19 protein-coding genes, 1 tRNA gene and 1 riboswitch are annotated in these 19,782 nt (G+C 63.8%); of the genes, 3 read left to right on the top strand and 17 right to left on the bottom strand.

What is annotated here, in order from left to right:
* Positions 1–121: 121 nt before the first annotated feature.
* The 3 genes from XH93_RS02625 to XH93_RS02615 form a co-directional block, all read right to left on the bottom strand.
* A complete protein-coding gene (locus XH93_RS02625; RefSeq protein WP_194472285.1) occupies positions 122–337 on the bottom strand; it encodes a hypothetical protein in 216 nt (71 codons plus the stop codon).
* Positions 338–495: 158 nt separating this feature from the next.
* Positions 496–1,845 carry an alpha-amylase family protein gene (locus XH93_RS02620; protein WP_194472284.1) on the bottom strand — a complete coding sequence of 450 codons (1,350 nt, stop codon included), beginning with the start codon at positions 1,843–1,845 and terminating at the stop codon, positions 496–498.
* A complete protein-coding gene (locus tag XH93_RS02615; protein ID WP_194472283.1) occupies positions 1,802–2,323 on the bottom strand; it encodes a hypothetical protein in 522 nt (173 codons plus the stop codon). Before XH93_RS02615 ends, XH93_RS02620 begins: the two co-directional genes overlap by 44 nt.
* 182 nt (positions 2,324–2,505) lie before the next feature.
* On the opposite strand from XH93_RS02615, the gene XH93_RS02610 reads away from it, so the two are divergent.
* Positions 2,506–3,966, top strand: coding sequence for an MFS transporter (locus XH93_RS02610; protein WP_194472282.1), 1,461 nt, complete (start codon positions 2,506–2,508; stop codon positions 3,964–3,966).
* A 142-nt stretch (positions 3,967–4,108) separates the two neighbouring features.
* Here the strand turns inward: XH93_RS02610 and XH93_RS02605 are convergent, their stop codons facing one another.
* The 6 genes from XH93_RS02605 to XH93_RS02580 all read right to left on the bottom strand — a co-directional run bounded on the left by XH93_RS02605 (position 4,109) and on the right by XH93_RS02580 (position 10,976).
* Positions 4,109–5,284 (bottom strand): acyl-CoA dehydrogenase family protein, encoded by a 1,176-nt coding sequence (locus tag XH93_RS02605; RefSeq protein WP_210340434.1) that lies wholly within the window; start codon positions 5,282–5,284, stop codon positions 4,109–4,111.
* Positions 5,285–5,295: 11 nt separating this feature from the next.
* Positions 5,296–6,405 (bottom strand): acyl-CoA dehydrogenase family protein, encoded by a 1,110-nt coding sequence (locus tag XH93_RS02600; RefSeq protein ID WP_194472280.1) that lies wholly within the window; start codon positions 6,403–6,405, stop codon positions 5,296–5,298.
* Positions 6,402–7,886: a CoA-binding protein gene (locus tag XH93_RS02595; protein WP_194472279.1), complete on the bottom strand. Its 1,485-nt coding sequence runs from the start codon at positions 7,884–7,886 to the stop codon at positions 6,402–6,404. The genes XH93_RS02600 and XH93_RS02595 overlap by 4 nt, the downstream gene beginning before the upstream one ends.
* Positions 7,886–9,049, bottom strand: coding sequence for an acyl-CoA dehydrogenase family protein (locus XH93_RS02590; RefSeq protein ID WP_194472278.1), 1,164 nt, complete (start codon positions 9,047–9,049; stop codon positions 7,886–7,888). The genes XH93_RS02595 and XH93_RS02590 overlap by 1 nt, the downstream gene beginning before the upstream one ends.
* A complete protein-coding gene (locus XH93_RS02585) occupies positions 9,046–10,098 on the bottom strand; it encodes an acyl-CoA dehydrogenase family protein (protein ID WP_194472277.1) in 1,053 nt (350 codons plus the stop codon). The genes XH93_RS02590 and XH93_RS02585 overlap by 4 nt, the downstream gene beginning before the upstream one ends.
* A 122-nt stretch (positions 10,099–10,220) precedes the next feature.
* Positions 10,221–10,976 carry an IclR family transcriptional regulator gene (locus XH93_RS02580; RefSeq protein WP_194472276.1) on the bottom strand — a complete coding sequence of 252 codons (756 nt, stop codon included), beginning with the start codon at positions 10,974–10,976 and terminating at the stop codon, positions 10,221–10,223.
* 201 nt (positions 10,977–11,177) lie between these two features.
* A riboswitch (ZMP/ZTP riboswitch) is annotated at positions 11,178–11,263 on the top strand.
* Positions 11,264–11,297: 34 nt separating this feature from the next.
* On the opposite strand from XH93_RS02580, the gene glyA reads away from it, so the two are divergent.
* Positions 11,298–12,620: a serine hydroxymethyltransferase gene (gene glyA, locus XH93_RS02575; protein ID WP_194472275.1), complete on the top strand. Its 1,323-nt coding sequence runs from the start codon at positions 11,298–11,300 to the stop codon at positions 12,618–12,620.
* Positions 12,621–12,637: 17 nt separating this feature from the next.
* Here the strand turns inward: glyA and XH93_RS02570 are convergent, their stop codons facing one another.
* The 5 genes from XH93_RS02570 to rpsU form a co-directional block, all read right to left on the bottom strand.
* Positions 12,638–13,036, bottom strand: a complete 399-nt coding sequence (locus XH93_RS02570; protein WP_229173013.1) for a hypothetical protein — start codon at positions 13,034–13,036, stop codon at positions 12,638–12,640.
* A gap of 77 nt (positions 13,037–13,113) precedes the next feature.
* Positions 13,114–13,605 carry an Hsp20/alpha crystallin family protein gene (locus XH93_RS02565; RefSeq protein ID WP_194472274.1) on the bottom strand — a complete coding sequence of 164 codons (492 nt, stop codon included), beginning with the start codon at positions 13,603–13,605 and terminating at the stop codon, positions 13,114–13,116.
* A gap of 75 nt (positions 13,606–13,680) precedes the next feature.
* Positions 13,681–14,142 (bottom strand): Hsp20 family protein, encoded by a 462-nt coding sequence (locus tag XH93_RS02560; RefSeq protein WP_194472273.1) that lies wholly within the window; start codon positions 14,140–14,142, stop codon positions 13,681–13,683.
* 771 nt (positions 14,143–14,913) lie between these two features.
* The gene (locus tag XH93_RS02555) at positions 14,914–15,393 is read right to left on the bottom strand and encodes a DUF1772 domain-containing protein (protein WP_194472272.1); all 480 of its coding nucleotides are present in this window, start codon (positions 15,391–15,393) and stop codon (positions 14,914–14,916) included.
* 87 nt (positions 15,394–15,480) lie between these two features.
* Positions 15,481–15,750, bottom strand: a complete 270-nt coding sequence (rpsU, locus tag XH93_RS02550; protein WP_139479867.1) for a 30S ribosomal protein S21 — start codon at positions 15,748–15,750, stop codon at positions 15,481–15,483.
* Positions 15,751–16,174: 424 nt separating this feature from the next.
* On the opposite strand from rpsU, the gene XH93_RS02545 reads away from it, so the two are divergent.
* Positions 16,175–16,384, top strand: coding sequence for a cold-shock protein (locus tag XH93_RS02545; protein ID WP_194472271.1), 210 nt, complete (start codon positions 16,175–16,177; stop codon positions 16,382–16,384).
* 361 nt (positions 16,385–16,745) lie between these two features.
* Here the strand turns inward: XH93_RS02545 and XH93_RS02540 are convergent, their stop codons facing one another.
* From XH93_RS02540 to XH93_RS02530, 3 genes are all read right to left on the bottom strand, one after another.
* The gene (locus XH93_RS02540; RefSeq protein WP_194472270.1) at positions 16,746–17,594 is read right to left on the bottom strand and encodes a hypothetical protein; all 849 of its coding nucleotides are present in this window, start codon (positions 17,592–17,594) and stop codon (positions 16,746–16,748) included.
* Positions 17,595–17,699: 105 nt separating this feature from the next.
* Positions 17,700–17,789: transfer RNA gene (locus XH93_RS02535), tRNA-Ser, on the bottom strand.
* 361 nt (positions 17,790–18,150) lie between these two features.
* Positions 18,151–19,602, bottom strand: a complete 1,452-nt coding sequence (locus XH93_RS02530; RefSeq protein ID WP_194472269.1) for a trehalose-6-phosphate synthase — start codon at positions 19,600–19,602, stop codon at positions 18,151–18,153.
* Positions 19,603–19,782 lie beyond the last annotated feature (180 nt).

Below are 19,782 nucleotides of genomic sequence, written 5' to 3'. Positions count from 1 at the left end.
GCGTTTCTATTGGCCATTCTGGAACTCGACGCACATCGTGCCGAATTGGAAGCGCTCGGCCTGTTGCGAAGTGCCTATTCGATTCCGCCCAACTTCTTGAGCCCGTGACCGGTCCGCTGCTTCACCGCTTCGATTCGCGCGGGAAGACCAATGACCGATCGTCAAAGTCGTCGGCCGGGAGCTTGTCGGCCTGCCGCCCGCTTTGCATGTCGTGCAGCGACGATCCGCCACCCGCTTTGGCAAGTCCGACGGTCGAGATCGGGTGTGATCGCGGGGCGGTCAGGACTGCAAGCAGTCCGACGGCGGCTATGAAAGATGCCATGATCAAAGGCTTCATGCGAAATCTCCTGCTCGGCTCAAATCCAGGAAACGCCCGCCCGCGATCTGATTAGTGCGCGGCGCGGCGAGGGGGTATGAGCGAGTTCACAGCTTGCAGGATTTCCCGCATCGAACAGGCATCAGGTTCCTGGCGCGGAACCCGCAAGATCGGTGCGCTCAGGCGAGAATCCCCCAACCGTGCGCCGGCACCGTAATCTCGGTCATGGCACCCCTGCGATCGACCGCGAGATCGCCAGCCAGCTTGTCGAGCCTCGCATCGATCGCGTGCGTGACCGGCGCATCGGACACGCTCAACGCAACCCACAGCCGGCTCTCTTCATGGAACGCCTCGAACAGCATATCGGTGTTGCGAAGCGCGGTGATGCGAGTCTTCGCCCGATGCAGCCACGGATATCGCCGCCGCAGCCCGATCAGGTCCTGATGAAGACGATAGACCGGCCATCCGAACGGCGCGAGATGGGCCGGCGTCGCGGGAAAAGCCGGACGGACCGCATCGTCGCCTCCCGCCCGGTGCTCCTTGATCCCGCGAAACGCCTGCTCATCACCGGCATAGATTGAAGGTGTGCCGCCACAGGTCATGAGGACGACAAGCGCATGGGCAAGGTGCCGTTCATCGCGCAGTTGGCTCGCAATCCGCGTGACGTCATGATTGCCGACAAAGGTCTGCGGCACGAACGCTTCAAGCATCGCGGTGTGACGATTGAGCGCCCAGGCGAGCTCGAACAGATTGCGATCGTTGAGCGCGCTCCAGATCGCCTTCCATAATTCATATTGTGTGACGGCGCTCATGCCGGTGTCGTGAACAAAACCCGCGTAATCGCCGTGGATGACCTCGCCGAAAATGTAAGCGTCCGGATGCCGGGCCCGGACCTGCGGCAAAACTCGCCGCCAAAACGGCCTTGGGACGGCGTAGGCCGCGTCGAGACGCCAGCCGTCGGCACCGCGCTCGAGCCAATAGTTCATCACGCCCGTCACGTATTCGGCGACCGCAGGTTCGTCATGGTTCAAGGCAACCAGTTGCCGGTGGCCTTCGAACGTCGCGTAATCCGGCTCGCGATCCGCAGCCCCGTCCGGCGGCCAGGTCAATCGAAACCATGACGCCTCTCTTGAACCCGGGCCGCCGGCGACCGCGCGCTGGAAGATCGGGCAGTCGCGGCCGACATGATTGAACACGCCGTCGAGGATGACCCGCAGGCCGCGTTGCTGTGCCGCCGAGATGAAGGCTTCGAAATCCGCCTCGTCGCCGAGGCGGCGATCGATCTGAAAGTGATCGATCGTGTCGTAGCCATGGGTGGCGGAGGCAAAGATCGGCCCCAGCAGCAAACCGGAAACACCAAGGTCCGCCGCATAGTCGAGCCACGCGGCAAGCCTGCCGAAGCGATGCGCGACGCCGCTGCACACACGGCTCTCCTGCTCCGCCCCGACAAAGCCGAGCGGATACACATGCCACCAGATGGCCTGCTCAGGCGCGCCCGACACCTGAAGATCCCGTCCGTCTGAAAACATCACAAGCGAGATCTCCTTCTGAACCGCAGTCTATGGAAGCACAAAGCGCGCCAAATCTGACCAGCGGCGCATCGGCCTGCGTCAGCTCGATCTGCTTTTCCGGACCGATCCGGAAGCGGCCGTCGCCCTGCCTGCTGATGGCATATTGCTGGACCTGAAGCCTGCCCTGCTGCGCGATCGCGCTCCTGATGCGCCCTGCTCCTCGCCCTCTCAGCTTCAAGAGCTCTTCGCGTTCAGCGCCGAATATCACGGGACTTTCGCTCCGCGCGAGGTGGAAGAATATCGTCCGGTTGGTTTGCGCGAGATCGTTCCACAACATCCCTGTCGCCACGACGACAAGCCCCAATCCGGCGGCGGCAATTCTCCACGATCTCGACATCTCCGTCACGTCGGTTGAATGGCTGACATGGTCATAGGCCTGAAATCGAGTTCTCCAGGTAAACAACCTGTCAGACTCGCACAGATCCGGCATTTCCATGCATGTGGAAATGCATGGGCGCGACGTCCTTCGATGTGCTTGGCGCGCTGAAGACGCTACGGTTCGGCCACTGCTCTCGGCAGAGAACGCGGTCGGTCGGCAGGCCTCCGATTGCTGGGCAAGGAAAGATCGGCCGCAGCCGGACATCAAAGGATGCCGGTCACACGGGAGGAGTCCGCCGCATGTCCGAAGAGACGCTTGCTTCGTCGCGCCTCGTCGCTGCCAGGGCAGCCGAGGGGCAAAGCCTGTCGCTCAGCACCTGGTCGTGGATCGGCTATGAGGTTGGCCGCGTTCCCTATGTCGTGCTCATCAAGATCTATATCTTCACGCCCTACGTCACCAAGGTGCTGATCGGCGACCCCGTCATGGCGCAGGCCCTGTTGGCCGGCTTTGCCGTGGCTGCCGGCGTGATTGCCGCATTGACCGTGCCCTTTCTCGGGGCGGCGCTGGACCGCATGGGGCCGCGAAAGCCCTGGATCGCGGTGTTCGTGCTGCTCGAGATCCCGCTCCTCATCAGCCTGTGGTGGGCGAAACCCGACCGCAGCGGCTTGTCGGCAACGGCCGTGATCAGCATTCTGGCCTTGCTCGGCCTGCTGTTCGCCTATGCCGAGATCCTGCACAACGCAATGCTGGGACCTTCGGTCGGCATCCGGCGCGCAGGCCGCTATTCCGGCATCAGCCTCGGCGTCGCCAATCTCTTCACCGTCGCCATCATGATCTTCCTGCTGTGGGGCTTTGCGCTGCCGGGCAAACTGCATGGGCTTGGCGTGCCGGACCAGCCGCTGTTCGGCCTGTCGCGAGCCGATCACGACATGGAGCGGTTGCTGGGACCGTTCATTGCGGTCGTTGTCTTTGTCGGGCTCACAGGTCTGCTGCGCTTCGCCATCGACGCCGCGCCGACACGCGAGACGCTGGGCACGGCGGTTCGCTCGGGCCTCAGGGACGTTCTGGTCCTAATCCGAAGCCTGCCGCAGCAACGCAACATCCTCAAATTCCTGATTGCCCGGACGGTCTACGGCGACGGCCTCTATACTCTGATCAAGCTGGAGGGGATTTACGCGTCCGGCGTGATGGGATGGCATGCGCTCGATCTGCTGGCCTTCGCGGTGGTCAAGATCATCTTCGCGAGCCTCGGCGGGCTGCTTGCCGGCATCCTGAATACCCGGATGGGAACGCGTCGCGCGCTCATCCTCGAGCTCTGCTGCACCATCCTGCTCCTGGTGATGGTGCTCGGCACGACGCCGACCAGGCTGCTCTATTTCTGGCAGTACGATCTCGCGGCACATGCACCATTGTGGTCCGGCCCGGTGTTTCGCAGCTGGCCGGAGGTTGCATTTCTCTTGATTTCCTCGTCGATGACCGCGTTCGCCGTTGCGACCACCGCGTCGGGCCGCGCCATGGTCGTCGAGATCGTGCCGCCCGAACGGCTCGGCTCCTTCCTCGGCCTGTTCCATGTCACGGCCTCGACCACCGCCTGGATGGCGCCCGCCATGATCGGAGTCTTCACGGCGTATTTTCACTCACAGTCGCTCGGCCTCATTCCGGTTGCGGTGCTGCTCGGCATCGGCACGATCGGCTTGCTGTTCGTGGAGGGTGGCGACCGTCACGGTGCAAAGCAACGGAGCGGGATTGGCCGCGCCTGAGCGCGCGGCCCTGGCGTTCACGCCTTTCCCCGTAGCCTGCCCGGGCGGAATCCAACGTCCGGCCAAAGCGCGCCGCAATCGCGAGGCCAGCCCCGGCGGAGGTCGCGAGCACGCGATCCGCCAGGCCACACCGCCGATTTCGTCAGGTAAGCTCCTCGGACGAATAGCCGAGGATTTCGCGCGCAATCACGAGGCGCTGGATCTGGCCGGTGCCTTCATAGATGTCCGTGATGCGGCCGTCGCGCAGATACTGCTCGATCGGATAGTCATGGCTGAGGCTCATCGCACCCAGCGCCTCCATAGCGCGCTGGGGCCCGCTGCGGCAGAGCTCACCGCCTTTGGCCTTTGCTACCGACGCTTCGAGATTGTTCGGTTTCCCCTGGGAAGCGAGCCAGGCCGCTCTCAGCACGGTCAGGGTCGCCGCCTCGATGTCGGCCTCGATATCCAGCAGCGCCTGTGCGGCGGCGCTGCGGCAGGTCGGGCCTTCGTCGACGTCGACCACGATGCCTTCCTCGGCAAGCCTGTCGCGCGCGAACCGGAAGGCGCCTAATGCCTTGCCGATGCCGCCGGCCGCAACGAACGGACGCGTCATGTTGAAGGTCTTGAGCACACCCTTGTAGGACGCCGAGCCTTCGCGCTCGCCCCGTGGCACGCTCTCGTCCCCGCCGATCAGGTGATCGCGCGGAACGCGGCAATCCCGGAACGCATACGCGGCCGTGTCGCTGGCGCGAATACCGAGCTTCTTTTCCTTGCGAACAAGCTCAAAACCGGGCGTGCCCTTCATCACCAGAAAGGACTTGATGCCGCCGCGGCCAGCCGACTTGTCGACGGTCGCCCAGACGATGGTCCCGTCGCAACGGACACCATTGGTGACGAAGATCTTGTCGCCGTTGAGGACCCACGCGTCACCGTCGAGCCTGGCGGTGGTCTGGATCGCCTTGGTGTCCGAGCCGGCACCAGGCTCGGTGATCGACATCGCCAGCATCAGATGTCCCCAGCGTGCCTTTTGGACCGCGGTCCCGGCGGCGTCGAGCGCGGCATTGCCGAGCGCGGTGGGCGGCTGACGCAGCGGCACCCCGCAATGAGCCTCGCGCTCGATCCGCATCAGCACCTGCAGGACGAGCATCGGCGTGTCGTGGCCCGATCGGCCGCGCAAGCGTTGCTGGATGGGCGGGAAGCTGGAGGCTTCCGGAAAGGATTTCGGCAGAAGCTCCTCTTCATGGTCGTCATAGTGACGCGCGTATTTTTCGCCGGCTTTCGCCTCGGCGGCGACACCATCGAGAACGGCGCGATCTGGATCGGAAAGCGAGAAATCCACCATATCGGCCCCTATGCTGCCGCGATCGCGTCATGGATGGTCAGCATCCGCATGTTGCGCAGCCACATCTCCAGCGGAAGATCGCGGATATAGCCGTGCCCGCCGAAAATCTGCAGGCCGTCATCGGCGATCTTGAATGCGTGCCGGTTGACGTAGTTCCGGGCAAGCACGCTCGCCCTGGTGGCGTCACGTCCAGCGTCGGCTTCGGCGGCCGCCTTCCAGACCATCCAGCGCATCGCATCACATTCGATGTGCATATCGGCGAGCATGAAGGCGATCGACTGCTTCCTTGCAATCGGCTCGCCGAAAGCGACGCGCTGCTTCGCATAGGGGATCGCGAAATCGGTCACCGCGCGCGCAAGCCCGGTTGCTAGCGCCGCCCCGCCGATCCTCAGGCTCGCCAGCAGCGGACGAATGTCGGCGCCATCGCCGCCGCCCAGCACGGCATCGCCCTCCAGCCGGACGCCGGCAAGTTCGACCCGCACGAAGCCCAGCGCAGTCAACCCGATGGTTCCGCGCTCGGGCGTGATCGTGACGCCCGCGGCATCCGTGCCGACAATGAATGCCCTGATTCCCGCCAGTCCCGGCGCATGCGAGGCGCGCGCGAGCACCAGGAGATGATTTGCGCCCTCGCCCATCGGAACCAGGCGCTTGGCGCCGGTCATGATCCAGCCTGTTCCACTGCGTTCGGCGCGGGTCGCCATTCCGGCGAGGTCGACGCCCGACGCCGCCTCGTGCAGGGCAAGGCTCGCCGCGCACCGTGTCTCGCCGCAAAATGCCGGCAGGTAGCGCAGCTTCTGCTCCTCGGAGCCGAGATCGATCAACGGATTGACGAACAGCATGGAGGACAAGGCCGCGCCGGCAAGGCCGGCGCAGCCGTAGCCCAAGGCCTCCAGCATCAGCGCGCCGGTCAAATGCGAGCGCGGCGCTCCGCCGCCGCCGCAGCCCTCGGGGATGGAGAGGCCGGTAAATCCCAGCGACCAGGCGGTATCGAGCAACTCGGTTGGTGCACCTCGCGCCTCATCGGCGCTGCGCGCGCGGGGCGCCAGTTCGTTCTCCGCAAACGCCGTCAGCGTGTCGCGCACCTGGTTCTGCTCGTCGGTCAACGCGAAGCTGATCATGACGAATGCAATCCCGTTTCGGCCAAGCGGCCCGCTCGGCGGCGCCTGTCGAAGGTCAGCGCGTGCGCCGCCGCCACCAGGTCCCGGATGTGCGCGAAGACTGGCAAGCCGGCCCGCCAGAGCGCCTGGCGCGCAAAGCCGGATGGCAGGGTGTAGCTGTAGATCAGAATCGGCTTCGCGCTACGCGCCACAAGTTCGCGCGGGGCATCGATGTCGATCGAGATGCTGCGCTCGCCCGACAGCGTTGCTGCAAAGACGACGAGATCGACCTCGTCTCCGTCCAGCAACACCTCGAGCGCGCGCATGGCGCCGCCGGTGAAGATGCCCTGGGCCGTCACGTCGACAGGGTTCGCCGCCGATCCATAGGCGGGAAACGTCGGCCGAAGCGAAGATTGAAGCGGTTCGCTCAACGCGGGAATGGCGAAGCCCGCTCCCGCAAGACTCTCGCAAAGCACGGTGCCGGCGCCGCCCGCGGTGGTCACGATGCCGACGCGCCTGCCGCCAGACATCGGATTGGTGACGCAGGCCAGCGCAGCGGCAACGGCCTCATCGGCCTCGGCGGCGACGAGCACGCCGAGATCGGCGAACATGGCATCCAGATCGGCGGCAGCCCCGGTGATGCTTCCGGTATGCGCGAGCGCGGCACGGCGCCCCGGCTCCGATTGGCCGATCTTGATAACAATGATCATCTTGCCGGATGCGCGTGCGCGCTCGGCCGCGAGGCGAAATCCCGCAACGTCCCGGATCTCCTCGAGATAGGCGATGACGACCTTGCTCGCGGCATCGGCAACGAAATGGCCGATGAAATCGACGGCGGTCAGATCGCACTCGTTTCCGGTGGTGACGATATGGGTGAAATCGAGCCCAAGGGCGCGGCCCCGATTGAGCATGGCAAAGCCGAGACCGCCGCTTTGCGCGACGACGGCAACTCGTCCCGCACCGACGATCCCCTGGTTCTCGGCCTCCGCGGGCTCGGCGGCGGCACTGAAGGTCGCCGCCACGCCGTCGAGAAGATTGTAGAAGCCCTCACAATTCGGACCGCAAATCCGCATGGCGGTGCGGCGGGCGATTTCGTAAAGACGCAGCTGAAGGCGCGCCTTTTCGGCGCTCTCCTCGGCGAAGCCGGACGAGATGATGATCGCCGCGCGCACGCCCGCCGCGGCGCACTCTGCCGCCGCATCGCAAACGAACGCCGCGGGGATCGCAATCACCGCAAGATCGACCGCAAAGCCAACCGCGCCGATCGACGGATAGCAGGGAATGCCGTTGATCTCGGCGTAACTTGGATTGACCGGAACAATCCGGCCATCGAAGCCGCTGCGGCGCAGCACGCGCATCAGCGTGCCGCGAATGCTGCGCTGCTCGGCGGGAGCAGCGCCGATCACAGCAATGGATTTTGGCTTTAGAAACGCCTCGATCGCCGCGCTGCCGGCATCGGCGTGCGCGTGGTCCTGCGCCGGTGTGAGGGATGGCGTGGTCATCAGCGCGGCAGTCCCACCAGGTTGCGCGCAATGATGATGCGCTGGATCTGTCCGGTCCCTTCGACGATGTTGAGCGCCTTGGCGTCGCGGAACAATTTTTCGACCAGGCACTCTCCGGCGCCCGCTTCCAGGCCGATGATGTCCATGCCGGTGGTGGCCAGTTCGTGCGCAGTCTCGGCGGCAAACACCTTTGCCATCGAAGCGTCGACGACGTTGGGAATCTTCCGGTCGGCCTTCCAGGCGGCGCGCAGCGTCATCAGCCAGGCCGCGCGCAGCTTGCGCCGCATGTCCTCGAGCCGGTCACGCACTCGCGCCGAGCTGATCGCGCCCGAGCGCCTGGCGAAGCTCAGCGTTTCATCATACGCGCTGCGGGCAAGGCCGACCGCGCTGGCGGCGACCCCCACCCGCGTCGTATTGAGCGCGCCCATCGTTTCGCCATAGGCGCCGGATCGGGAGCCGCGCGCGGGCTGCTCGCCGCCCAGCAGATTTTCGCGCGGCACCTCGCAGTGCTCGAGAATGAACGAGACCGATTCATAGGCGCGCAGGCCCATCTTGTTCTCGATCTTGATCCCGGTCATGCCAGGGGTGCCGCGCTCGACAAAGAACGCGCGCTGGCCGGCTCTGCCCTTGTCGGGATCGAGATTGGCCTGAACCAGCACCCAGTCGGCGCGCGCCGCATTGCCGATAAAGCACTTCGAACCGCTCAGCAGGTAACCGCGATCGGTGCGGATGGCGCGGGTCCGGAAGGCGGAGGTGTCCGAACCGCCGCCGGGCTCGGTCAGCGCGAAGGCTGCCCAGCGCGGCGTGCCAGCGGTCCGAAACGGCGCAAGAAAGCGCTCGCGTTGCTCGGGCGTGCCCATCGCGACGACCAGTGGCGTGGGAAGACCGGGGCCCGGCGCGGCGACGCCCATGCCGCGGTCCCAATAGGCGTTCTCCTCGTTGAGCACAGCCATCCGGACGGCATGGCCCTCGGGCATGCCGTCATCCTCGGCGGGCAACGGATGCGCGCGACGCCAGGCAACGAACCTGGTGAAATAGGGGTGATCGGCCGGCAGCGGAGCGCCGTTGCGGTCGGCTTCAAGGCCGGCGGGGCGAACCTCCGCCTGTCCCCACTCCCTGGCACGTTCGACATGGCCGCACAGCGCCGCACTGAACCCGCTCACGCCGCCAACTCCTGTGATTTGGCGGACGCGCCGGCATCATCCTGCGCGGCATCGAGGCCACCGCCAAGCAATCCGAGCGCGCGACAGTCCCGCATCGCCTTCTCGACGGGATAGTCCCGCATGAAGCCATGGCCGCCGAGAATCTGCACCGCGTTCGGCCCGACGAACCGGCTCGCCTCGATCGCATCGATGAAGGCCGAGGCGGCGTCAGCCGCGCCGTCTTCGCCGGCATCGATCCGTCGCGCGGCATCCTCGATGAGGAGCCCGAGGCGCTCGACTGCGATGTGCATGTCAACGATCAGGAACGCGAGGGCCTGATGGTGGGCGATGGGTTTGCCGAACGCCACGCGATCGAGCGCGTAGCGGCGCGAGAAGCCGGCGGCGTCCGCGACAGCGCCCCAGATCAGCGCGGCATAATACAGCCTGATCTTCGCCAGGGCCCACGCTGCCGAGTTCGGATCGTGCCATGCATGGGCCGCTTTGCCATCATAGCGAACGCGGCTGCTGCCTGCCGCATGCAAGGCCGCACCGCGAACCGCTTCGATCACGAATCCGCCCTCCAGCAGCCACGCGCCGGCACGACCGAGGCCGACCAGCACATCGGCGCGGCCGGATGCGATCCATGCAGCTTCACCGCGGACCGAGCTTTTGGGCGCCGAAATCACATCGGGATCGATGACCAACGCCACGCGCATCTCCGGACGCTTCGCAAGGAGATCGACATATCGCTTCAGGAGATCACGGCCGCCGAACGCCTCGATGACATAGCCGGCCGGGCCGAGACGATCCAGCGCGAGCGCCGCGCCGGCATCAGCCTCGGCGAGCCGGCGATTGATCTGAAGGCGGGTCGTAAGGCCGAGCCCGGCCCCTCCGAGGTCCTCCGGTAGGTCGACGGCGGCAAAGCCGAGCGCCTCGAAGCGCATATGCAGGTCGTTGCTGACCGATCCGGCCGCTTCGAATTCGCGCAACCTCGGGCGCAATTCCTCTGCGGCGAACCGTGCGATGGTCTCCGACAGGATGTCGTCGGTCTCGTTGCAAGCGAAGTTCATCGGCTCCTTCCGCGTGACGGGGACCCGCGCGCGGCAGGCCTCGGTCACGATTAGAAGCGGACCGTCAGCGTCGCAATCCGATTCACGTGCCGGCAGCTATTTCCATATATCTGGAAAGCGCGTCAGGTGATCTGCGGCGGCAGCAATGTCCTGATCGCCTTGCGCATCGCCGTCAGGTTCGCGGCGAGGTTCTTCTCCAGGCGTCGGACCGGCCCACCGAGCGCGACGACGAATGTCCGGTTGTAGGGCGCGGCCGGGAGCGGCATTGCGATCACCCCGACGCCTTCGGTGTAGAGGTGACGGGAAAAGAAGTAGCCCTGCTTGCGGATGCCGCTCACCTTTTCCATCACGTCCTTCAGCGCGACCCGGCGGCTTCGATTCGGTTCATCGTAGTTGCTGCGATAGACCAGGGTGTCGATCTCAGGATCGGATTTGGTGCTCAACAGCACCAGCCCGACTCCCGATCTGGTCAGCGGCCGTAACGAGCCCGGCTCGGCCGAATAGCTCAGCGGCTGGGGAGACCGCAGCACGTGCACATACTGGGCCCGGATCTCGCTCTGGGTTCCCAGAATGATGGTTTCCCGGGTCCGCTCGCGCAGCTCCTCCATCAGCGGCAGCATCCTGGCTTCGCTGAACAGCTGATCGGCGACCCAGCGGCCGAGCACAGCGATGCGCATGGTTGGCAGATAGGTTCGGCTCGCCTGGTCATATTCGAGATAGCCAAGCAGCATCAGGCTCTTCAGCATGGCGGCGCCACTCGAGACCGGATAGCCGAGCCCGTCGCAGATTTCCTTCAGACCGATCGGCCGCCGCTTGCGGTCAAAAAACTCCATGATCTCGATGACGCGACGGGCGGATTTGATGGTCGCGTTGGCCATGGCCTGCCTCAATAAAATTCCCTGTATATGAAAGCGCATTTTCTATCAGGGAATCGTTTCGGTTTCAGCCCGTCGTGCCTTGCAGCGATCGCTGCGTCGACGAACTCGCGACCGATCCGCAAGGGTTGGCACGAGCTGGCAGTTGCGCAAGCTCGGCATGTCGACTAGGCTTTGCATCACGAAGAGCCTCCGGGCTCATTCGTCCTGTCGCGCGACTGGCGAGCTAACGTGGAACTGACCACGGTGAAGCGCGAAGGGTTCTGACGCCGATCGCCTGGGCAACCAATCTGCTGGAAACACAGCGCATTGAGGAGCCCGCGCATGCCGTCATTTCGCAACGAATTGTCGATCAACGATCACGAAATCGCCGCTGCCCTTGCCGGGGAAGAGCGCCGTCAACAGGACGGCATCGAGCTGATTCCGTCCGAGAACTACACCTATCCGGAGGTGCTTGAGCTGCTCGGATCGGTCTTCACCAACAAATATTCCGAAGGATATCCGGGCCGCAGATACTACGGCGGCCAGCAGCATACCGATGAGATCGAGACCCTCGCACGGCAACGGGCCTGCTCGGTTTTTCGGGCCGGGCACGCCAACGTTCAGCCGCTGTCCGGATCGCCGATGAACCAGGCCGTCTATCTCGGCCTGCTCAATCCCGGCGACACCATTCTCGCGATGGACCTGTCCCATGGCGGTCATCTCACCCACGGCGCGCCGGTGTCGCACATGGGGCGCCTGTTCAACTTCGTTCGCTACAAGACGGCGCCGTCAAACGGCGGCGCAATCGATTTCGACGAGTTGCGCGCGATCGCCCGCGAGGCGCGTCCGAAGCTGGTGCTGTGCGGCTACAGCTCCTATCCGCGCGACCTCGACTATGCGGCATTCAAGAGCATCGCCGACGAGGTCGGCGCGCTGACAATGGCTGACGTGAGCCATTATGGCGGATTGATTGCCGCGAACGTGATGCGCAATCCGCTCGATGCCGGCTTCGACGTCATGACGACGACAAGCCACAAGACGCTGCGCGGACCGCGCGGCGGGATCATCCTGTGCCGGAAAGAACATGCCGGCCGGATCGATGCGTCCGTCTTTCCCGGTTTGCAGGGCGGACCTCACATGAACGTCGTGGCCGGGATTGCCGTGACGCTCAAGCAGGCGGCGACCGCGGATTTCCAGGCTTACGCCCGGCAGGTCTTGCGCAACGCCAAGGTCCTTGCCGGCGCGCTGATGGAGCGCGGAATGCAGCTGGTCACCGGCGGGACCGACAATCACATGATGGTGGTCGATACGGTGGCGTCGGTCGGACTGGACGGGCGAACAGCCGAGCAACTGCTCGATGCCATCACCATCACCACGAACAAGCAGGTCATTCCGGACGATCCGCGCCCGCCGCTCAGGCCGAGCGGGATTCGCCTTGGCACGCCGGCAGCGACCACGCGTGGCATGGGAGAAGCCGAGATGCGCCGGATCGGCGCCTTCATTGCGGCGGCTCTGCAGGCGAACGGAGACGATGCGGCCGTCGCGCGTCTCCGGTCGGAGTGCATCGAAATGTGCCGGGCGTTTCCTGTTCCCGGTGTGACGTCGGACGCGGACGCGTTCGCCCGCGGCACGGTTCGCGCGGACGGCCAGTTCGTGCACGAGTGAACCAAGCTGGCGTGCGTTCAGATCATCGGCTCCTCGCCACCTCTCGGATGGCTTGGTTCTGGCGCGGTAGCAGCGCCGATTGGAGAGCGACGGTGCCTTTGCAGCACGGCGGCCCAGGGCCGCCGCAGCCGCATCGGCACGCCGCCGCGAGGCGGTGGATCATCGTCGCCATCATCGAGCTGGCGCAGCGCAGCGAGGATGTCGGCAAGCCGGATGGTGTGACTCATGCCGGGAATCTCGCGCAATGCGGGACAGGATTCGACCGCGAACATGTCGGACGCCCAGGACGAGAGGATGATCCGCTTTTCCGGCGTCGAGAGTTCGGCGTCGTTCAGGACGTCGTCCGGAGAGGCGTAGTGTGCGGCAGGATGGAATAGTGGATTGAGTCTGTCGGCATTCATGTTGGCGTCGGTCATCGCTTACTCCCTTTACACTCCTTTCTACGGGATGGGGTTTGAGGTCGGACGGCGGCCGGGGCCGCCGCCCATGATTGTCACTGCGTATTGATGGCAATGCGCTTGACCGCCGCGCGCGCCTTCTCCGATTTCGGCAGCGCGATGGTCAGCACGCCATCCTTGAACGAGGCCTCGGCCTTGTCGGCCTCCACGTCATCGAGCGGGATCTGCCGCTCGAAGGCGCCGTAGTAGCGCTCGGTGAAGTGCCTGCCTTCGCCGCTGCGCTCGTCCTTCTTCTCGCCGCGGATCGTAAGGACGCCATTGGCGATTTCGAGCTGGACGTCCTTCTCGCTCATACCGGGCAGTTCTGCCGAGATCGTCAGCGTCTTGTCGGTATCGTCGAGCTCGATCTTAGGCCAGCCGAACCGGCCCTCCATAAGCGGCGACAGGCCGGCGCCGCCGAATCCCCTGAACGCGTCATCGAACAAGCGGTTCATCTCGCGATGCAGCGTCAGGAATGGATCGTAGTTGCCTCGCGCCGGCGTGAGCTCCTGGCTTCTGGACCAGGGAATGAGATCGCGAATAGCCATGATATCCTCCTTTATTCAATGATCTCGGAAGCGCGGAGGTTCAGTCCGCGCTCCATACCAACGTCTCGGACGAGCCTAAGCTGCTTTCTCCTGCTCGATTTGCGACGTCGGAGATGCGCCGTTCGCGATCCGTATCTTGCGCGGCTTCATGGCTTCCGGAACCTCCCGGACGAGGTCGATGACCAGCAGCCCGTCTCGGAAGGAGGCCTGCTTCACCTGCACGTACTCGGCGAGGTTGAAGACGCGTCGGAACGGACGCGCGGCGATCTCCTGGTACAGGTACTCACGCGCACCGCTCTCAGGTTTCCTGCCCTCGATGATGAGCGCATTCTGCTCCGCCGTCACGGTGACGTCGTCCACCCCGAACCCGAGCACCGCGAGGCTGATCTGATAGTGGTCCTCGCTGGTCCGTTCGATGTTGTAGGGGGGATAGTTGTCCTCGGGCGCCTGGCGCAGCGCGCTGTCGACGAGGTCGGCCAAATGATCAAGGCCGATAGTGGAGCGCCACAGGGGCGCGAAGTCAAAGGTGGTCCTCATAACCAAGTCCTCCAAAGAGCAAGATGGATACGAAGGAGCGCAAGACAGGGGTTTCAGACAGGATCCGAAGACTCCCGCCCGGCGCCCGCGCCGAACCCAAGGAGGCGTTCGGCACACCGCTGTCGCGGCGAAAAATGACGTAGAACAGCAGCAAGTGCTTTCAAGAGGAGGATGACAAAAAATTTTAGGTGGCTCTCCAGCCGACTAGGCCGCGAACCGATAAATCGGCTGCGCTGACGGCTCGTGAAGGTCTGCTATACGCCGAGGCGACGAAATTCTGCATCGCAGCAAGACATGCGTTGGGCCGAATAATGGTTGGGCCTAATAATGGAAGTCCACTCAGTTGTTCGTTGCGGCCTGCCTAACGATTGCTCGGGACCACTGTCTCTGCATGCTGATCTTTCACGGCCTGATCGCCGCCTCGACAGGCATCGGAGTTTGCCAGGGGGGTCATTCCCAGCAGGCCCCCGGCGAAGCGACTTCCACCCCTAAGCTGTTCCGGGCCGCTTAGGTGCTATCGCGCGGCGGCTGGAACGTGTACGGTGTCCCCAAGCGCAAAAGTGCCTGCCGAGCTCGCGTTCCCGGAACGCGTCAGCGGCGCGACCGCAGTGTCGAGATTCAGCTTGCAATCCGGAACGGATTGGCTCGTTGGGCGTTGTTTGATCAGGAGCAGGAGATCTCGAAAGAGACGAATGCTCCGGAGGCTCCGTCGGTTTGCGCAAATGCAAATGGCGGGGCCGCTTTTGCGTAGGCATTTGGGCTGTTCAACGTCTAGAGCGTCGAATCGATCACCAGAGCGACGAAAGCGATGGCGGCGCAAACGGCCCGAGCAAGGTGCGAATACTCCCAGCGGTCGCGCAGAACCATCCAATCTCGCTCCGCTGCGGGAGCTCCGGCAAAAAAGCTTGCGCCGAGTCCGCTCAAATTTGCACCAATCAGCCAGAACCGGTTCACCGGCTGCGTCACGGTCCAAAATATCGCGTGCATGACGATAAGCGAGATCAGCGCGAGGACCGTCAGCCAAGGTACCGCGATCTGCGACTGCATCAGCACCACTGCCAGTACGATGAGAATGCTCAACGGTTCTGCGGCGCCGCCGACCGTGAAGCCGGGATAGTAGACGGACTGCATTGCCAGATAGCTATCGCGATCCAGGCGATATTTGCCGGGAAGCTCCAGCGCATGAGCCAACGATAGCCCCATCGGAATGGATGTGACTATCACCGTCAGGATTTTGAGAGTGTGTATCATTGGCGATAACCCGCCAATGTGAGGAAGCGTTCCCCGTGGCGCGAGCGCACCCCTACGCCAGCTCAACGTTTGCTTTGGGTGTCGTTGCTAGGTGCCGGTGATCCGCGGCAAAGGCGGCTTACGCTCTGGAAGTTTCTTCTTCGGAGGCGCCGGCAGCAATCCTTCGCGGATCGCTTGCTTCCGAGCCAGCTTGCGGGCCCGGCGAACAGCCTCCGATCTTTCCCGCGTCTTTCTTTCCGAAGGCTTCTCATAGGCGCGGCGTTGCTTCATCTCCCGGAAGACGCCTTCGCGCTGCATCTTTTTCTTCAGGACACGAAGCGCCTGGTCGATATTGTTGTCGCGAACAAGAACGTGCATCAAAACTCCTCGGTGGCTGCGAACTGGAACATTCCTGCACGCAGCCTTCGCGCAGAGGACGTTCACGAATGTGAGGATGAGAATAACGGCGCAATTCTTCGCCGGGTTCGAACAGCCCGGTCTGCTCGCCATGCCGATACGGTTGGTCGATTGACCGGATCACTCCTGCGCGGCGGTGTCAACTGATTAAGCTTCCTTCGGCGGAGCCGTTCGATGCCCTCGCATCGGCAGCAGAAGGCCCGGACTGAAACAAATCAGCTCTCTCCCTTGTAAGTCCCGCAGATCGTGTGTATATGGACGCTATTCGATTAGCCGCTGTGCCTTGTTGAACGCGCCCGCGGGCTCCTTTTCCAAAGACATCGACGAAGTTGAAATCATCGCGTGATTGGCACGCGGTGCGCGCTCATGCGCTTTGGAGAACAAGATGACGACAGGTACTGTTAAGTGGTTCAATGGCCAAAAGGGCTTTGGCTTTATCCAACCGGAAGACGGCAGCAGCGATGTGTTCGTTCACATCAGCGCGGTCGAACGGGCCGGTCTCTCAGGACTCGCGGAGGGCCAAAAGGTCCAGTACGAGGTCAAGACCGACAAGATGCGAGGCAAGGTCAGCGCTGAAAGCCTTTCGCTGGCGTAAATCTCGTCGCGTCGTTTCACGGATGTACTGAAACGATGGGACTGCCCGCTTGATCTCCGGATCGAGCGGGTTTTGCCTGTTGGCAAGTGGGTGAGGATGAGCGTCAGGAAGCCGGCAGAATCATCACCTGAAAGCCTCGCGCGAGCCAACCGCGTAAGCGATTGGCCGCTGAAGAAGGAGCGCGCGCGATGGCGGAGGCCGCAAGGCAGGCCATCGAGATTCGCAAGAACATGGCGCGACTTCGAGAGCTCCGCGAGACCAGGGAGGCCGACGCTGCAACGCGTCTGGTCCCACTGCCGGCGCCTTCGAAGAAGCGCACCAGGAAGTTGCCGCGATAGACAATTTCGGCTGCGGTGACGATTCATTTCGTTGTCTTGACGGCGTGCGCCATGAGCGCCTTGTCGCTGAGATCCTGCTGCAGGACCTCGCTGAGCACCGCGAGCAGCCAGCTGCCTTGCGCGACAGCCTTGGGCATGACCGGATTGGGCGGAATTGCCCGGCCCAACTCCAGCTCCCCGCTCGCCGTACGTTCGACGACCTGGGTGAGCCGGCAATAATCGGCACCGCTGCCGGCAATGTTTCGGAGCACGATCGCCGGCGCCTGATCGCGCGACGGGTCCGCAATCTTGGTTCGTCGCAAACACACGTCAACGGCCAGCGGCGCCATCTTCCTTTGCGTCCCCCGCGGCGTCACGCCGACCTTGGCAGTGTCGCGGCCCTCGACGCACGCGCTCGCCGTCGTTTCCGAAGCTTCATAGAACTGACGATCGAGGCCGCCGCGCCTGATCGCGACCACACGCATTCCGGCCAGGACAGCAATGGTGTCGACGGCTTCGTAGTTTTGCTCGCCAGTGGTATCGACGTCGTCCAGGACGATGAGGTCGTATTTGGCGGATGGCGGCTTCAGCGGGACGGCGCCGGTCGCGCATTTCGCGATCAACTCGCTGGCGGCATTCTGGAGCTTGATCACGTCGCTGACGGCGTTGACGCTCCACAAGGTCAGCGTCCCGAGCGGCGATAGAGCGCCGGCGATGGCCAGCACGGCGACGCCGATGGCGTGGGGAATTCGGCCGAGGATCAGGAATCCGACGAAGAGCAGACCGACGACGCCGACGCTCCAGAATGGCAGCAGCGGCAGGAAGAAGCCGGCGGCCGGTATCATCAGAAACGCCAATGGCGGTCCCAGTGCCAGCACCACGGCCAGGATCAATCCATTGAACACTCCCGCAACAACTCGCCGCATCGAACGACCGCCGGACCTGTGGACCGAGCCATGTCGTATCACTGCAAACTTAAGAAGCGGTCATTGGGAGGCTGGCGGAGAGAGTGGGATTCGAACCCACGGTACGGTTTCCCGCACACACGCTTTCCAAGCGTGCGCCTTAAGCCACTCGGCCATCTCTCCGGGAGGCCCTCTCTTGAAGGGCGGAAGCGGATTTTGCAAGGGAGCGCAGGGCTCGCGCGCAAAATTTCCACAATGCTTTGAAATTATTGCGAAATTTATGCCTGTTCGCGGTGCTGCGCGATCCCCGGCGTCTTCGGCGGCGCGCCGCGCGGTCATCCCACGAACGAACTGATTTGCCCCTGGGGGCAGGTCAAGTGCTCACGGGTATCCGAATCTATGACTCACCGGCCGTGCAGCACGATGTCGTCCTGGCGAAAAGCCAGACCACGGCCCCACCGTCGCGCAACAATTGATATTTGGGGTAATGGGTCCTGGCTTTCCGCCAGGACGACATCGTGTCTGTTGCGCGATTCCACCCGGCTCAGTGATATCGCGCCGCGCGATCCGCGGTTCGGCGCCGCCACGGGGTTGCGGCCTCGGGCAGCGTCGCATGGCCGGGACCATGGGTGTCCTGCAGCGCCTCGATGAAGTCGGCGAACCATTGCTGGATGGTGCCGCGGTTGAGCTTGTCCATCATCGCTTCCCAGCGCATCCGCCGCTCGCTCAGCGGCATCGCAAGCGCCGCCGCCACCGCGCGCGCCATGCCGTCGATGTCATGCGGATTGACCAGCAGCGCGGCGTCGAGCTCGTTGGCGGCGCCGGCGAATTTCGACAGCACCAGCACCCCGGGATCGACCGGATTCTGCGCCGCGACGTATTCCTTGGCGACCAGGTTCATGCCGTCCTGCAGCGGCGTCACCACGCCGACCTGCGCGGTGCGGTAGAGGCCCGCGAGCACGCCCTGGCCAAAGCCCTTGTTGAGGTAGCGGATCGGCGTCCAGTCGACCTCGCCATGCACGCCGTTGACGTCGGTGACGAGCTTTGCGACCTCGCTCGCGAGATTGCCGTAGGCCTCGATGCCGCCGCGCGAGGGGGTCGCGATCTGCAGCAGCGACACCGAGCGCTTCAGGCTCGGATGCAGCATCCACATCCGGTCGAACGCCCTGATGCGGTTGACGAGGCCCTTGGAGTAGTCGAGCCGGTCGACGCCGATCGCGAGCTTCTCGCCGTTGAGGCTGCGCCGCAGCCGCGTCACGTCGGGATGCGTCATCGCCTTGGTGGCCTGCTGCGCGAAGCGATCCGGATCGATGCCGATCGGAAACACTGCGGCGCGGGTGCGGCCGAACGGCGAGATGATGACGCCGTCCTGCACGCCGAGCCCGAGATCGCATTTCACATAGGCGAGAAAGTTCTCGCAATCCTCTTCGGTCTGGAAGCCGATCAGGTCATAGGCCAGCATCGCCTCGATCAGCGCGCGATGATGCGGCACGCCCGCGATCAGCGCGCGCGCCGGCCATGGCGTGTGCAGGAAGAAGCCGATCGGCTGGGTCACGCCGAGATCGCGCATCTCGGCGCCAAGTGCAAGGAAATGGTAGTCCTGGATCCAGAACACCGAGTCGGGCTTGCGGAATCGCAGCAACGCACGCGCCATGAACGCGTTGACCTCGCGATAGCTCGCATAGTCTTCGCCGGATGCACGAATCAGATCGGCGCGCGAATGCAGCGCGGGCCACAGCGCCGAATTGGCAAAGCCCTCATAGTAGCCGCCGTAATGCGCTGCCGGCAGGTCGAGCATCGCCAGCGCACCGGCGCCGAGCGCTTCAACCTCCGCAAATGGTTCCTTCAGGTTTCCGTCGCGAACCCGTCCGCTGGAACCAACCCAGATCGCCCCTGTCTTTTCCACCACCGGCAACAATGCCGCTGCAAGCCCCCCCGTCATGGGTTCATTGGGTTTTCCGCGCGAAACGCGGTTAGATACGACGACGAGGTTCACCAGGTCCCCTCCTGTTGGTCAACTCGCGTATTAACAACCATTCATCAAGATGGTTCCTGATCAAGGAATCTCCCAATTGAAACCAAATTCTGGCAATTGCGCACGGAACTCGCGGGAACTCGCGAAAAGAAAAATGCGCGCGAGGCACAAGCCACGACGCAAAAGCACCGCATTCAACTT

The organism is Bradyrhizobium sp. CCBAU 51753 (genome assembly GCF_015291565.1).
Taxonomy (GTDB): domain Bacteria; phylum Pseudomonadota; class Alphaproteobacteria; order Rhizobiales; family Xanthobacteraceae; genus Bradyrhizobium; species Bradyrhizobium ivorense.
Note: the sequence above shows the minus strand (reverse complement) of the source record. Positions and strands in the feature narration are given on the sequence as shown.

Coding starts and splice junctions, on each gene's coding strand:
- XH93_RS02625 (WP_194472285.1), bottom strand. CDS start 337: ATGAAGCCTTTGATCATGGCATCTTTCATAGCCGCCGTCGGACTGCTT.
- XH93_RS02620 (WP_194472284.1), bottom strand. CDS start 1,845: ATGTTTTCAGACGGACGGGATCTTCAGGTGTCGGGCGCGCCTGAGCAG.
- XH93_RS02615 (WP_194472283.1), bottom strand. CDS start 2,323: ATGGAAATGCCGGATCTGTGCGAGTCTGACAGGTTGTTTACCTGGAGA.
- XH93_RS02610 (WP_194472282.1), top strand. CDS start 2,506: ATGTCCGAAGAGACGCTTGCTTCGTCGCGCCTCGTCGCTGCCAGGGCA.
- XH93_RS02600 (WP_194472280.1), bottom strand. CDS start 6,405: ATGATCAGCTTCGCGTTGACCGACGAGCAGAACCAGGTGCGCGACACG.
- XH93_RS02595 (WP_194472279.1), bottom strand. CDS start 7,886: ATGACCACGCCATCCCTCACACCGGCGCAGGACCACGCGCACGCCGAT.
- XH93_RS02585 (WP_194472277.1), bottom strand. CDS start 10,098: ATGAACTTCGCTTGCAACGAGACCGACGACATCCTGTCGGAGACCATC.
- XH93_RS02580 (WP_194472276.1), bottom strand. CDS start 10,976: ATGGCCAACGCGACCATCAAATCCGCCCGTCGCGTCATCGAGATCATG.
- glyA (WP_194472275.1), top strand. CDS start 11,298: ATGCCGTCATTTCGCAACGAATTGTCGATCAACGATCACGAAATCGCC.
- XH93_RS02570 (WP_229173013.1), bottom strand. CDS start 13,036: ATGACCGACGCCAACATGAATGCCGACAGACTCAATCCACTATTCCAT.
- XH93_RS02565 (WP_194472274.1), bottom strand. CDS start 13,605: ATGGCTATTCGCGATCTCATTCCCTGGTCCAGAAGCCAGGAGCTCACG.
- XH93_RS02560 (WP_194472273.1), bottom strand. CDS start 14,142: ATGAGGACCACCTTTGACTTCGCGCCCCTGTGGCGCTCCACTATCGGC.
- XH93_RS02555 (WP_194472272.1), bottom strand. CDS start 15,393: ATGATACACACTCTCAAAATCCTGACGGTGATAGTCACATCCATTCCG.
- rpsU (WP_139479867.1), bottom strand. CDS start 15,750: ATGCACGTTCTTGTTCGCGACAACAATATCGACCAGGCGCTTCGTGTC.
- XH93_RS02545 (WP_194472271.1), top strand. CDS start 16,175: ATGACGACAGGTACTGTTAAGTGGTTCAATGGCCAAAAGGGCTTTGGC.